11 protein-coding genes are annotated in these 13,927 nt (G+C 42.8%); 8 read left to right on the top strand and 3 right to left on the bottom strand.

Translation table 11 applies throughout. The features are described 5' to 3' along the window. Positions 1-3 precede the first annotated feature (3 nt). The gene (rsmI, locus tag G7B20_RS17890) at positions 4-669 is read right to left on the bottom strand and encodes a 16S rRNA (cytidine(1402)-2'-O)-methyltransferase (protein ID WP_164112790.1); all 666 of its coding nucleotides are present in this window, start codon (positions 667-669) and stop codon (positions 4-6) included. Between the two features lie 102 nt (positions 670-771). Between rsmI and serS the strand changes: the two genes are divergently transcribed. Further along, positions 772-2,043: a serine--tRNA ligase gene (gene serS, locus G7B20_RS17885; RefSeq protein ID WP_164112789.1), complete on the top strand. Its 1,272-nt coding sequence runs from the start codon at positions 772-774 to the stop codon at positions 2,041-2,043. A 34-nt stretch (positions 2,044-2,077) separates the two neighbouring features. On the opposite strand, the gene G7B20_RS17880 is transcribed toward serS, so the two are convergent. Both G7B20_RS17880 and aspS read right to left on the bottom strand, forming a co-directional pair. Beyond that, entirely contained in the window at positions 2,078-3,463 is a 1,386-nt protein-coding gene (locus G7B20_RS17880; protein ID WP_164112788.1) for a LutB/LldF family L-lactate oxidation iron-sulfur protein, read from the bottom strand. A 159-nt stretch (positions 3,464-3,622) separates the two neighbouring features. Further along, entirely contained in the window at positions 3,623-5,377 is a 1,755-nt protein-coding gene (gene aspS / locus G7B20_RS17875; RefSeq protein WP_164112787.1) for an aspartate--tRNA ligase, read from the bottom strand. A gap of 410 nt (positions 5,378-5,787) precedes the next feature. Here aspS and mraZ point away from each other — a divergent pair, with 410 nt between their 5' ends. The 7 genes from mraZ (at position 5,788) to murD (ending at position 13,880) form a co-directional block, all read left to right on the top strand. Next, positions 5,788-6,258 carry a division/cell wall cluster transcriptional repressor MraZ gene (gene mraZ, locus G7B20_RS17870; protein WP_164112786.1) on the top strand — a complete coding sequence of 157 codons (471 nt, stop codon included), beginning with the start codon at positions 5,788-5,790 and terminating at the stop codon, positions 6,256-6,258. Then, entirely contained in the window at positions 6,251-7,180 is a 930-nt protein-coding gene (rsmH, locus tag G7B20_RS17865) for a 16S rRNA (cytosine(1402)-N(4))-methyltransferase RsmH (RefSeq protein ID WP_164112785.1), read from the top strand. The genes mraZ and rsmH overlap by 8 nt, the downstream gene beginning before the upstream one ends. Before the next feature lie 67 nt (positions 7,181-7,247). Next, complete coding sequence (locus G7B20_RS17860) at positions 7,248-7,658, top strand: FtsL-like putative cell division protein (RefSeq protein WP_164112784.1); 411 nt, start codon at positions 7,248-7,250, stop codon at positions 7,656-7,658. An 18-nt stretch (positions 7,659-7,676) separates the two neighbouring features. Then, positions 7,677-9,794 carry a penicillin-binding protein gene (locus tag G7B20_RS17855; protein WP_164112783.1) on the top strand — a complete coding sequence of 706 codons (2,118 nt, stop codon included), beginning with the start codon at positions 7,677-7,679 and terminating at the stop codon, positions 9,792-9,794. Positions 9,795-9,796: 2 nt separating this feature from the next. Further along, a complete protein-coding gene (locus tag G7B20_RS17850; RefSeq protein WP_164112782.1) occupies positions 9,797-11,251 on the top strand; it encodes a UDP-N-acetylmuramoyl-L-alanyl-D-glutamate--2,6-diaminopimelate ligase in 1,455 nt (484 codons plus the stop codon). A gap of 9 nt (positions 11,252-11,260) precedes the next feature. After that, complete coding sequence (gene mraY / locus G7B20_RS17845) at positions 11,261-12,505, top strand: phospho-N-acetylmuramoyl-pentapeptide-transferase (protein WP_164112781.1); 1,245 nt, start codon at positions 11,261-11,263, stop codon at positions 12,503-12,505. Position 12,506: 1 nt separating this feature from the next. Beyond that, a complete protein-coding gene (gene murD / locus G7B20_RS17840; RefSeq protein WP_164112780.1) occupies positions 12,507-13,880 on the top strand; it encodes a UDP-N-acetylmuramoyl-L-alanine--D-glutamate ligase in 1,374 nt (457 codons plus the stop codon). The last annotated feature ends 47 nt before the right edge of the window (positions 13,881-13,927 follow it).

Raw genomic sequence — 13,927 nt, 5'->3', positions numbered from 1 at the left:
TTGCTATTCTAATCCAGCGACACAAAAGACAAATTCTCCTTTGATCGGGTTATTCTCGTAGTATTCCTTTAATTCGACGAGTGTTCCGCGTTGGGTCTCCTCATAGAGTTTACTCAGTTCGCGAGAGATGGAGGCTTGTCGCTCTTCACCGAAATAGGTGATAAACTCTTCTATGGTTTTGAGTAGACGGTGGGGCGATTCATAAAATATCATTGTTCTTTTTTCTTCCGCGAGTTGCTTCATTCGGGTCTGACGACCTTTTTTAACGGGTAAAAAGCCTTCAAAGCAAAATTTGTCATTCGGTAATCCTGAATTGACAAGAGCAGGTACAAATGCAGTTGCCCCTGGTAAACACTGCACGGTGATGCCTTCTTTTATAGCCTCTCTTACCAATAAAAAGCCCGGGTCAGAGATCGCGGGTGTGCCTGCATCAGAAATCAAAGCAATCTGTTGTCCTTCTTTTAGGAAACGGATGATCTCATTAACGGCCTTGTGTTCGTTATGCTGATGATGTGCAAAAACCTTCTTGTCAATACCAAAATGCTTTAATAGCGGTGCACTGGTACGTGTATCTTCAGCAAGTATAAGGTCGGACTCTTTGAGGATACGTATCGCTCTAAAGGTCATATCCTCCAAGTTGCCAATGGGTGTAGGGACTAAGTATAGCATACTCAAAGGTAAAGAAATTAAGTAAAAGGCGGAAAAAAGTGTAAGCTAGTCAGGACTTGAGCGACATAAATGGTTATCTTTGCGACATAAAACTCAAAATATATGTTGCAGTTAAATTTTATCCGGGAAAACAGGGATACAGTCATTGAAAGATTGGCTGTGAAAAACTTTAAAGATGTGGCTTTGGTTGATGAAATCATTAGCTTGGATGAACAACGTCGTCAGATTCAGAACGAATCCGACGCTATTGCTGCTGAAGCAAATTCGTCCGCTAAGCAAATTGGTGATTTGATGCGTCAGGGAAAGAAAGAAGAAGCCGAATCCATTAAAGCAAAATCCTCGGGATATAAAGAGCAACTGAAGGAGTTTATTGAAAAATTATCTCAGGTGGAGCAGGAGTTGAACCATAAAATCGTGCAATTACCTAATTTGCCGCACAGTTCGGTGCCGCTAGGGATCACTCCGGAAGAGAATGAGGTGGTGTTGACACATGGTGCTATACCGGAATTGGGGGAGGGAAAGTTGCCGCATTGGGAGTTGTTGACAAAATATGATATCGTTGATCTGGAGCTTGGTGTAAAAGTAACAGGGGCTGGATTCCCGGTTTATAAAGGTAAAGGTGCGCGATTGCAACGTGCCTTGATTAATTATTTTCTAGATCAGGCTGCTGAAGCGGGGTATACGGAAGTGGAAGTACCTATAATGGTGAATGAGGCGTCTGCTTTTGCAACCGGACAATTGCCGGATAAGGAAGGTCAGATGTACCATGTTACGAATGATGATCTTTATCTTATACCTACCGCAGAAGTACCGGTAACAAACTTGTACCGTGATGTGATCGTTAAGGAAGAGCAGTTTCCAATCAGACACTGTGCGTATACGCCTTGTTTTCGTAGAGAGGCTGGGTCGTATGGTGCGCATGTGCGCGGTCTGAACCGTTTGCATCAGTTTGACAAAGTAGAGGCTGTGCAGATTGTGCATCCTGCTAAATCGTACGAAGTGATCGAAGAGATGAGTGCTTATATACAAGGTCTATTGCAGAAATTAGAGTTACCCTACCGCGTGCTTCGTCTTTGTGGCGGCGACATGAGCTTTACAGCAGCTTTGACCTATGACATGGAAGTGTTCAGTGCTGCGCAGGAACGTTGGTTGGAGGTGTCTTCTGTATCTAATTTTGAAACATATCAATCCAATCGATTGAAAGTGCGCTTCAAAAATGAAGACGGTAAGATGCAGTTGGCGCATACATTGAATGGATCGGCTTTGGCATTGCCTCGTATTGTTGCTTCTATTTTAGAGAATAATCAGACTGAAAAAGGGATTAAAATGCCTGCGGTCTTGGTGCCCTATACAGGCTTTGAATATATCGATTAAACAACATTAAAAAAGCGAGCCTAGGCTCGCTTTTTTAATGTTGTTTCTCTTTTTCCTTCCATTGCTGTGCAAAGGATTTTTTGGGAAATTCGGGCAACTCCCTATTGGAGCCCCAAGCTTTCTTGAAGAAATTTCGGACAAAGAAATTCTTAAGTTTACCGCCAAAAAAATCTATGAGTTTACGTCTCTGAATAGCATAGGTAAAACCTTTCCACATCCGCTTTTCCATCGCTGGTGTTAGGTCTTCTTGTACAGCATCCCGACGATTTAATAAAAGCATCTTCTGTATATCTATCCCTACTGGACATACCTCGGTACATTTGCCGCAAAGACTGGAAGCATAGGATAGGTGCTTAAACTCTTTCATGCCACTCAGGTGAGGCGAAATGAGCGATCCAATCGGTCCTTGGTACGTGGTCTCGTAAGTGTGTCCGCCTATGTTTTGATAGATGGGGCATACATTGAGGCAGGATCCGCAACGGATACAGTACAATCCTTGACGCTGCTCTTTCTTTTCTAGAAGACGCGAACGCCCGTTGTCCAAGAGGACAACATACATTTCGTCTGGCCCGTCAGTGTCGGTGTCTAGTCGTGGCCCGCTCAAAATACTGTTGTACACGGTGAGGTTTTGGCCTGTTCCATGTGAAGCAAGTAAGGGCCAGAATAGGTCTAGGTCAGCCAGACTGGGTAATATTTTTTCGATACCTACGACAGCTATATGTACCTTCGGAAAGGTGGTGGTCAGTCGGGCGTTGCCTTCATTTTCGGTGATAGCAATACTTCCCGAGTCGGCGATCAAAAAATTAGCACCTGATATGCCTATGTCAGCGCTGGTATAATGTGACCGTAAAAGTTCACGGGCTTTCATGGTGAGCTGTTCGGCAGTTGCATCTAGCGGAGTGTCGAATTTTTCGTGAAATAGCTTAGCAATGTCTTCTAGACTGAGGTGCATCGCTGGTGTCACAAAATGATAAGGTTTGTGATCCAATAATTGAATGATGTACTCACCCAGATCACTTTCGATGGTGTCAATTCCTTTGTCGTTGAGAAAGTGGTTGAGTTCAATCTCTTCGGTAGCCATGGATTTGGATTTTACGACGGATTTTGCTTGATGCTTTTCCATGATCTTCCAGATCTCTTGTCTCGCCTCCTCAGCGTCGTTGGCCCAGATTACTTTACCGCCATTGCGCGTAAAGTTTGCTTCGAAATCCAAAAGGTATCGATCCAGATTTTCAATTACCTTCCATTTTACCAGATTGGCTTTCTTCTTGGAGTTGGCTAAATCTAGAAACTTGCTTTTTCCTTTTTCAAAAGCCAGATTGTATTTGTCAATATTATTATTGATGATTTCCCGATGACGGAGGTCAAAGGATTTCGTGGTGCTGTCTTTTAAAAATTTCTCTGCAACGTTCTGTGCCATGTGGTAAAACTACTCTTTTTTTCTGAAAGTGTCCGTATTTAATGGACATCAAGAACTTTCATGTTTGTTTGTGATCTAAAGGAATCATGAAAGTTTTTTCTGAAAGTGTATATTTTAATGAAAAACTCCCGCTGTTTTTGCAGCGGGAGTTTTGTTGATCTATGCTTTAACATTTAATGCTAGACTAAGCTCTTCGAGCTGCGCTTGGTCGATTGTTGCTGGAGCATCGATCATGACGTCGCGGCCAGAGTTGTTTTTCGGGAAGGCGATGAAATCGCGGATAGTTTCTTGCCCGCCCAATATTGCTGTAAGCCGGTCTAATCCGAATGCTAAGCCGCCGTGTGGTGGAGCACCGTATTGAAACGCATTCATCAAGAATCCAAATTGATCTTGAGCCTGCTCAGTTGTAAAGCCAAGGTGCTTAAACATTAATGCCTGTGTTTCTTTGTTGTGGATACGAATCGATCCACCGCCGATCTCATTTCCGTTAAGAACAAGGTCATAAGCGTTTGCTCTGACTTTGCCAGGATCGGTATCTAATAAGTGCATGTCCTCTTTCTTCGGAGAAGTGAATGGGTGATGCATCGCGTGGAAACGGTTTGTGTCTTCATCCCATTCTAATAGCGGGAAGTCGATAACCCATAATGGTGCAAATTCGTCCGGTTTACGTAAGCCCATGCGATTGCCTAGTTCCATGCGTAGCGCACTTAGTTGAGCACGTGTTTTGTTGGCAGGGCCAGATAATACTAAAATTAAATCTCCAGCTTTGGCTCCTGTAGCTTCAGCCCACTTCGCTAAGTCCGCTTGATCATAGAATTTGTCAACAGAAGACTTGAAAGATCCATCTGCTTCGCACTTGACATACACCATGCCTAGCGCTCCAACCTGAGGACGTTTCACCCAATCGATAAGACCATCGATCTCCTTGCGGGTGTAGCTTGCCGCTCCTGGTACCGCTATGCCGACAACAAGTTCTGCATTATTGAATACTGCAAAGTCCTTGTGTTGAGCTACGGTATTTAATTCTCCAAACTCCATTCCGAAACGGATGTCTGGTTTATCATTTCCGTATTTACGCATCGCTTCGTCAAAAGTCATACGAGGAAAAGCGTCAATATCTATATTATGGATTGATTTTAATAAATGCCTTGTCAGTCCTTCAAAAACATTTAAGATGTCTTCTTGCTCAATAAAAGCCATCTCACAGTCGATCTGTGTGAATTCCGGTTGGCGGTCTGCGCGAAGGTCTTCATCTCTGAAGCATTTTACGATCTGAAAGTATTTGTCCATGCCACCTACCATCAATAATTGTTTGAAGGTCTGTGGAGATTGAGGTAGCGCATAGAACTGACCTGGATTCATGCGAGATGGTACCACAAAGTCACGAGCACCCTCAGGCGTGGATTTAATAAGGTAAGGTGTTTCTATTTCGCAGAAGTCGAGGTTAGAGAGATAATTTCTGACCTCTTGGGTTACTTTGTGTCTAAATAATAAACTGTTTTTTACAGGGTTGCGACGAATATCTAGGTAACGATATTTCATACGGATATCCTCTCCTCCGTCGGTCTCATCTTCAATCGTGAAAGGAGGTAATTGTGCTTCGTTTAGAATCGTTAACTCGTTGACAAGAACTTCAATGTCTCCAGTAGCGAGGTTGCTGTTTTTTGACTCACGCTCGATCACTGTTCCTTTTACTTGGATAACATATTCGCGGCTTAAAGATTTGGCCAACTTCATTACATTGTCGGAGGTGCGTACTTCATCAAAAATAAGCTGCGTGATCCCGTATCTATCCCGAAGATCTACCCAGATCATAAATCCCTTATCCCGGCTCTTTTGAACCCATCCCGAAAGTGTAATTTCTTTGTTGACATCTGCTGCACGCAGCTCGCCACAATTATGACTTCTATACATTATATATAAAGTGAAAAGTTAAAAACATTACCATTATCAACGCTTGTGTGCCAATAATCGCTATGCTGCAAAATTATCGGATTTGGAGGACAATAACGAATGATGACACATTAATAATTTTAAGTTTTAGAGGCTACCACTTTGCCCCACTGATAAGGTAAAACTGAGGTGGTTGTAGCTTTTTTTGATGAAAATGGTAGTGTGCTAGCGGCGGAAATTACAATTTGATAAATTTTTAGATTTTATTGATACTCAGTAAGTAGGTTCATTTTTGGTTGTTTATAGGGCTTTTTTGAGGGGCTTTGTAGCTCAAATTCGATGTGGAAAACTTTTTTGTGGGGGAAAGTGGGGGATTGTGGGGGAAAGTGTATACTTTTACAATTGAAATTTAATTTAGCATAACTAGCTCAATGATTCAGCTCATCGGAGAATTCGAATGTAAGTTGGACGCCAAGGGAAGATTGGTGGTTCCTGCTGCGCTCAAACGGCAATTGCCGGATGTGGAGCAGGAGGGGCTTATTGTGAATAGGGGCTTTGATAAGAATCTTGTGATCTATACACGGGAGGAGTGGGATAAGCAGGCTGCTAAGATTTCAAAGTTGAATACGTTTAATGCGAAGAACAGGGAGTTTGTTCGTCAGTTTATGCGTGGGGCGACTATTTTGTCGCTAGATTCGGCGGGTCGAGTATTGTTGCCGAAAGTGCTTTTGGATTATGCAAATATAGAAGGGGATGTGGTGTTGGCATGTCAGTTTGATAAGGTGGAGGTATGGCCGAAAGCAGTTTATGATGAGAAGATGGATTTGGGTGACGGAGAGGATTTCTCAGCATTGGCGGAAGAAGTTATGGGTGGTTTAGATTTTGGAGGTATTGATGGCTAATGATCAGGTATATCATGTTCCGGTTATGCTCCATGAGTGTATGGAGGCATTGGAAATTAAGCCGAACGGCGTTTATGTTGATGTCACCTTTGGTGGTGGTGGGCATTCGCGTGAGATTTTAAGACGGTTGGGGCCTGGTGGACGTTTAATTGCTTTTGATCAGGATCCGGATGCGCTGCGTAATAAAATTGATGATGATCGTTTTGTGTTGATCCATCAAAACTTTAGATTCTTGAAAAACTATCTCCGCTTAGAGGGGATTAAGCAGGTGGATGGTGTATTGGGGGATCTCGGTGTATCGTCGCATCAGTTTGATGACGCTGACCGTGGGTTTTCGATTCGTTTTGATGCGGATTTGGATATGCGGATGGATCAGGTGTCAGATTTAGATGCTCGAAAAGTATTGAATACCTATCCAGAGGATGAGTTGCATCGGATTTTTGGAATGTATGGAGAGGTGCAGAATGCAAAGTCTTTGGCAAAAACGATTGTGACTGCAAGACTGACAAAAGGTATTGAAACGGTTGCGGAGTTGAAGGAGGTGATAAAGAGAATGGTGCCTCGGGGGAAGGAGCATAAATATCATGCGCAGGTTTTTCAGGCTTTGCGTATCGAAGTAAATAAGGAGCTGGAGGCATTGCAGGAATTTCTGTTGCAGACAATTTCTGTTTTGAAGCCAGGGGGACGATTGGTAATAATGTCTTACCATTCCTTGGAAGATCGCTTGGTTAAGAATTTTATGTTGAAAGGTAAGTTTAAAGGTGAGGTAGAGAAGGATTTTTTTGGAAATGAGATTAAGCCTTTTAAAGTGGTGACGCGTAAAGCGATTACAGCCTCTGAGGTGGAGCTTGCTGAAAATAATAGATCAAGAAGTGCTAAGTTGAGAGTTGCTGAAAAGTTGGCTGAAATGAAAGCGGATTAGAAAGTGATTTCTAGTTGAATATAACAACGTTTGATGGATATGGTCGGACGTGTAAAATAAAAAAGGGATGTCTAGAAAAAACACGATACGTAACAAAGAGTTGAGTGAGGATGTTCAAGAGGAAATGTTTGAGGAGGTTGAGGAAAAGGTAGAGGAGACGCAGGATTTTATCCGAACGATCTTTTCGCCTAAAAAGATTTCAACTTATTTAGTGACTAAGAATTTGCCCTTTGTCGCCTTTCTGGTGTTTTTGACATTGATATATATATCAAACCGGCATTTGGCAGAGCGTACCGTGCGTCAGATAGATCGCTTGGGGAAGGAGGTGAAGGAGCTGAGTTGGGATTATAAGTCGCTGTCGGCTGAATTGATGAAGTTGACTACGCAGACCGAGATCGCAAAAAGGGCGGATACGCTAGGGTTGAAAGAACGGACGGAACCGCCTATAAAATTGGAGGTTTTAAAAGATAAAAAGTAAGGATAACGGTTAGGTGCAATGAATATAAGGAAGTCCATATTAGTAAGAGTGTACCTGGCTTTCGGGCTTATGGTATTTGGGGCCTTGGCGGTTTTTGCCAAGCTGCTTCACTTGCAATATGTGGATGGAAAAGAATGGAAGGCTATTGCTGATAGTCTGACCATTCAAGAGCGTGTGGTGGAAGCTGCTAGAGGAAATATCTATTCGAATGATGGTAGTCTGGTGGCGACTTCTGTGCCGGAGTATGAAATTCGTTTTGACGCAATGGCTATTCCGTCGGAGCATAACGACGTTTTTAATCTCAAAGTGGACTCCCTCGCTGTCAGGCTGTCTGGTTTTTTTAAAGATAAGTCGTCGCGGCAATACCTAAATATGTTGAAGGAGGCGCGTAGTAAAAAGCAACGCTACGTACTAATAAAAAGAGCGGTGTCTCATCAGGATTTGAAAGTGTTAAAGACCTTTCCATTGATGAAAACATTTAAAGAGGGCAAAACCCGTTTTTCAAGTAGTCTGGTGTCTGTTCGTCAAAACAAACGGATTCTGCCGTTTACGAATTTGGCAGCGCGGACGATAGGTTATAAAAATGATGAATATCGTGTGGGGTTAGAAGGTGCTTATGGGGACTATATAGAAGGTAAAAGTGGGGCGCAAATGATGCAGCGTATCGCTGGTGGTGTTTGGGTGCCGTTGAATAGAGAGGTTGAAGTAGCGCCCGTAGATGGTTCGGATATCATCGCGACGATCGATGTCAACATGCAGGATATGGCACAACGTGCGCTGGGTAAGCAGATGAAAATCTCTAATGCGGATGAGGGTTGTGTGGTATTGATGGAGGTTGCAACGGGAGAAGTTCGTGCAATTGCAAACTTTACCAGAGATACAGATGGTGAATATCGGGAAAAATTTAATTATGCGATAGCGCAGCGTGCCGATCCAGGATCAACATTCAAGTTGGCCTCTTATCTGGCGGCGCTAGACGATGGGCTAATCGATACGAATACCGTGGTGGATGTGGGGAATGGTACTTACAAAGTTCCTTCGCATACGATCCGCGATTCACACGCTCCTAAAAAGTCTTTGATGACAGCAAAGGAAGGTTTTGAGGCTTCATCCAATGTGGCTATCACGAAGTTGATCAATATGAAGTATGGCGAGAACCCTTCCAAATTTACTTCAAAACTGCACAGTTGGGGGTTAAATGATCCTTTAGGATTGCAGATTCCAGGGGAAGCTACACCAGTGGTGAAGACACCAAAGAATAAAAGCTGGAGTAAGTTGTCTTTGATTCAGATGGCTTATGGTTACGAGTTATTGCTTACGCCATTGCAGACATTGGTCCTATTTAACGGGGTGGCTAATGATGGTAAAATGGTGGCGCCTCTTTTTGTAAAGGAGATTCGGCATTTGGGCAATACGGTTGAAAAGTTTGAAGCGCGTGTTATTAACAAGCAAATGGCTTCTAGTGATGCGATAGCCAAAATGCAGCGTATGTTGGAAGGTGTGATGACGCAGGGAACGGGTAAAAAATTAACAAGCCCGTTATATACTTCTGCAGGAAAGACAGGTACAGCGCAGATGGCTGACAATTCGCGAGGGTATGGACAGCGAAGGTACCAATCTTCCTTTGCGGGATATTTTCCAGCGAAGAACCCGAAGTATTCGATGATCGTGGTGATTCGTAATCCGCGGAATGGATACTATGGTGGTTCGGTAGCGGGACCGGTGTTTAAAGAATTGGCTGATATGGTGTATGCAAATGATTTATCGTTGCATGGTACATTCGCTACGCGTGATGTGAATGTTGCTGGAACCAAAACACCGTTGACCTTGGCTGGATCTAAAGAAGCTTCCACTAAAGTGTACGAAGCCTTAGGGTTTACATCTTATAATTGGAATAGTATCGCGCAGGGCGCAGGTGCGGATACTTCAAAGAAAGGAGTTCCTTTTGTAGAGGTGTCTATCCGTGAAGGAGTGGTTCCTAATGTCGTAGGAATGGGATTAGTGGATGCACTATATACAATGGAGAATGCAGGGTTCAAAAGCCGGGTGAATGGTAAGGGGAAAGTTGTTTCCCAATCGTTGTTGCCAGGTGAGAAATTGAAAATAGGGACAAATATTGCACTTGAATTGAACTAGATATGATATTAAAAGAGTTATTGCATGCAGTGCCTGTGATTCAGGTTGAAGGCTCGCTCGAAGTGGAGATCACTTCGGTGTGCTTTGACTCGAGAAAGGTTGATGCGGGATCGCTATTCGTTGCGGTTCGAGGTGTACATACGGATGGACATTTGTTCGTAGACAAAGTTGTAGCAGCTGGAGCTGTAGCACTGGTTGTTGAAGAGCTGCCTACCGATATGCTGGATACAGTGACTTATTTATTAGTCAATGATAGTGCGTATGTGCTGGGGCTTATCGCAGGGAATTTTTACGGTAATCCGTCCAAAGACCTGAAGTTGGTCGGTGTGACGGGAACCAACGGAAAGACGACGGTGGCCACTTTGTTGTTTAATCTTTTTGATCATCTCGGCTATCAGGTGGGATTGTTGTCTACAGTAGAAAATCGGATAGGTGACCGTGTTGTAACGGCTACTCATACGACTCCGGATCCGGTGGCTTTAAATCAATTGCTACGGGAGATGGTAGATGAAGGTTGTGATTACTGCTTTATGGAAGTGAGTTCGCACGCTGTGGTACAGCAGCGTATTGCGGGATTGCGTTTTGCTGGTGGTATATTTACGAATATTACCCACGATCATTTGGACTTTCATAAGACCTTTAGTAATTATATTAAGGCTAAAAAGAGCTTTTTTGATGAGTTGGATCGCTATGCGTTTGCGTTAACCAATATTGATGATAAGAATGGTCCAGTGATGTTGCAGAATACCTTTTCGCATCGAAAGACTTATGGTCTGCAGAGTATGGCAGATTTTAAGGCTAAGGTGGTGGAGAGCCATTTTGATGGAATGTTGTTGCAAATCGATGGGCATGATGTGTGGGTCAAATTGGTAGGCGGATTTAATGCATATAATATTTTGGCAGTATATGGTGCGGCCATTTTGTTGGAGCAGGAAACGCTAAAAGTGTTGACTGCATTGAGCGAAATATCGGGTGCTGAAGGGCGTTTTGAAACAGTTCAGTCGGCCAAAGGAATTGTTGGGGTGGTTGATTATGCGCATACACCGGATGCGGTTGAAAATGTTTTGGAGACGATTCAGCAATTGCGTACAGGTGGACAACAGATTATTACAGTGTTGGGGTGTGGCGGAGATCGAGACAGGACTAAGCGTCCTGAAATGGCTAAAGTAGCGCTGAAGTACAGTGATAAGTTAATTATCACTTCGGATAATCCACGTACAGAGGATCCATTAGCGATTATCAAGGAAATGGAAGCGGGTATTCCTGCTGATAAAAAGAAAAATACATTCAGTATCTCGGATAGAAGGGAAGCGATCCGGGCGGCCTGTCATCTGGCTTCGCCAGGAGACATCGTGCTTATTGCCGGAAAAGGACATGAAAAATATCAAGAGATCAACGGTGTGCGTCATTATTTTGACGATCGGGAAGAATTAGAAAATACATTTAACGAACAATAACGAGAGCCGATGTTATATTATTTATTTACTTGGTTGCAAGAGCATTTACATATTCCAGGGTCGGGACTGTTTCAGTACATTTCGTTCAGGACGGCCATGGCGGTTATCGTTTCTCTGATTATTACAACAGTATTTGGTAGCCGTCTGATCCGATTGTTGCATAAAAAGCAAGTCGGGGAGACTATTCGTGACTTAGGTCTGGAAGGTGAGAAGAAAAAGCAAGGTACACCGACTATGGGAGGATTGATTATCATTGCAGGTATTCTGATCCCGACATTGTTATTTGCTAAGCTTGACAACATATACGTGATCATCATGATCATTACTACCCTTTGGATGGGGGCGATCGGATTTTTGGATGATTACATTAAAGTATTCCGTAAGAATAAAGAGGGGCTCGCGGGTCGATTTAAAGTTATTGGTCAAGTGGGATTGGGAACTTTGATTGCTATAACCATGTATTTTCATCCGGATATAGTTGTACGGGAACAGGTTTCTAATCCTAGTTCGTCTAGACCAGTGGAAGTTGTTATCAATCCACAGACTGGTGAAAAAACATATGCAGAAAATGTAAAATCAACTAAAACGAACATTCCTTTTTACAAGAATAATGAGTTTGATTACTCCAAGGTTTTGGATGTGATTGGCTTAGAAGGTAAGTGGGCTACGTTTTTTTTGTTTTTGTTCGTTGTTGTTTTTATCGTGACTGCGGTGTCCAACGGTGCGAATATTACGGATGGAATTGATGGATTAGCGACGGGAACTTCGGCTATTATAGGGATTACTTTGGCGATATTGGCTTATGTATCTGGTAATATTATTTTTTCAGAATACTTGAATATCATGTATATCCCGAACTCGGGCGAGTTGGTGATTTTTGCTGGAGCATTTATCGGTGCGTGTACAGGGTTTTTATGGTACAATGCTTATCCGGCCCAGGTGTTTATGGGCGATACGGGATCTCTCGCAATCGGTGGGATTATCGCAGCTTTCGCAATCTTGATTCGGAAGGAGCTGTTGATCCCTGTTTTGTGTGGTGTGTTCTTGATAGAAAATATATCGGTCATTATGCAGGTCTCCTATTTTAAATATACGAAAAAGAGGTTTGGTGAGGGGAAACGGATTTTTCTGATGTCCCCATTGCATCACCATTATCAGAAAAAGGGGTATCATGAAGCTAAGATTGTTACCCGCTTTGTAATCGTAGGAGTTATCTTGGCGATTTTGACAATAGTCACATTGAAAATTAGATAAGATGGCGAATATTGCTGATACATATTATCCCCAAAAAGGTCGCTTAGTAATCCTCGGCGCTGGAGAGAGTGGTGTGGGAGCTGCTATCCTAGGTAAGGATAAAGGCTTTGATGTGTTCGTGTCGGATCTTGGTGTTATTGCAGATACATACCAGAAGCAATTGCAGGAAGAAGGGATAGCTTTTGAGAGTGGTCAACATACCGAAGCTGCCATTGTTAATGCGGATTTGATCGTTAAAAGTCCCGGAATTCCAGAAAAGGCTCCTTTGATAAAAAAGCTGAGAGATGGTGGTATTCCACTGATCTCTGAAATTGAGTTTGCTGCTCAGTATACGGATGCTCGTTTAATCTGTATAACAGGATCGAACGGGAAATCCACAACGACTATGCTGACGTATTACATGTTGCAAAAGGCGGGTCTAAACGTTGGGCTTGCGGGAAATATAGGGAAGAGTTTTGCCTTTCAGGTAGCACGTTCTCATTTCGATATCTATGTTTTAGAGATATCCAGTTTCATGCTTGATGACATGTATCATTTCAGGGCAGATGTGGCGGTATTATTGAATATTACACCAGATCATTTAGATCGGTATGATTACAAGATGGTCAACTATGTGAATTCAAAATTTAGATTGATCCAGAATCAAACGGCAGAAGATTTCTTTATCTACTGTAGTGATGATGAAGAGACGGTGAAGGCGTTGCCGAGATTTGAAATAAATGCTGTTATGCTGCCGATGACACAGGAAAATGAGGTGTCTCAGGGAGCGTACTTGAACGATAAAAAAGATATAATAATTAACACACCTAATAGAGAAATATTTGCGATGAATATTGAAGAGTTATCATTACAGGGAAGACACAACGTGTACAATAATATGGCGTCAGGTTTGGTCGCTAAGGTACAAGAGTTGCGCAATCAGACGATGAAGGAGAGTATGGGCTCTTACGTGAATATCCCACATCGATTGGAGCATGTGGCTTTTATTGGTGGGGTTAATTATATCAACGATTCCAAAGCGACGAACGTGAATTCGGTATGGTATGCGTTAGAGAGTTTTTCGCCAGACATTGTTCTGCTTTTAGGTGGAGTGGATAAGGGGAACGATTATAACATGTTGCTGGATCTGGTAAAGCAGAAAGTGAAGGCGATTATATGTATCGGTAAAGATACTTCACGTATTCATGATGCGTTTGAAGATGAGGTCGATGTGATCGTGAACAGTGCCTCTATGGAAGATGCTGTTCAGATTGCTTCGCACTTGGCAAAAAAAGGTGATACCGTATTGTTGTCACCTGCTTGCGCCAGTTTTGATTGGTTTAAAAATTACGAAGAAAGAGGTGATAAGTTTAAGGAAGCTGTGATGGCGTTGTAAGGTCTTTAGTTAACAAGTGATCAAGTTAACAAGATAACAAATTGTCA

Source organism: Sphingobacterium sp. xlx-96 (assembly GCF_011007365.1).
Classification (GTDB): domain Bacteria; phylum Bacteroidota; class Bacteroidia; order Sphingobacteriales; family Sphingobacteriaceae; genus Sphingobacterium; species Sphingobacterium luzhongxinii.
The sequence above is the reverse complement of the archived record's forward strand: the minus strand, read 5'-3'. Positions and strand labels throughout refer to the sequence as shown.

Excerpts from the sequence above, each read along its gene's own strand:
- rsmI (WP_164112790.1), bottom strand. The coding sequence starts at position 669 with ATGCTATACTTAGTCCCTACACCCATTGGCAACTTGGAGGATATGACC.
- serS (WP_164112789.1), top strand. The coding sequence starts at position 772 with ATGTTGCAGTTAAATTTTATCCGGGAAAACAGGGATACAGTCATTGAA.
- G7B20_RS17880 (WP_164112788.1), bottom strand. The coding sequence starts at position 3,463 with ATGGCACAGAACGTTGCAGAGAAATTTTTAAAAGACAGCACCACGAAA.
- aspS (WP_164112787.1), bottom strand. The coding sequence starts at position 5,377 with ATGTATAGAAGTCATAATTGTGGCGAGCTGCGTGCAGCAGATGTCAAC.
- mraZ (WP_164112786.1), top strand. The coding sequence starts at position 5,788 with ATGATTCAGCTCATCGGAGAATTCGAATGTAAGTTGGACGCCAAGGGA.
- rsmH (WP_164112785.1), top strand. The coding sequence starts at position 6,251 with ATGGCTAATGATCAGGTATATCATGTTCCGGTTATGCTCCATGAGTGT.
- G7B20_RS17860 (WP_164112784.1), top strand. The coding sequence starts at position 7,248 with ATGTCTAGAAAAAACACGATACGTAACAAAGAGTTGAGTGAGGATGTT.
- G7B20_RS17855 (WP_164112783.1), top strand. The coding sequence starts at position 7,677 with ATGAATATAAGGAAGTCCATATTAGTAAGAGTGTACCTGGCTTTCGGG.
- G7B20_RS17850 (WP_164112782.1), top strand. The coding sequence starts at position 9,797 with ATGATATTAAAAGAGTTATTGCATGCAGTGCCTGTGATTCAGGTTGAA.
- mraY (WP_164112781.1), top strand. The coding sequence starts at position 11,261 with ATGTTATATTATTTATTTACTTGGTTGCAAGAGCATTTACATATTCCA.
- murD (WP_164112780.1), top strand. The coding sequence starts at position 12,507 with ATGGCGAATATTGCTGATACATATTATCCCCAAAAAGGTCGCTTAGTA.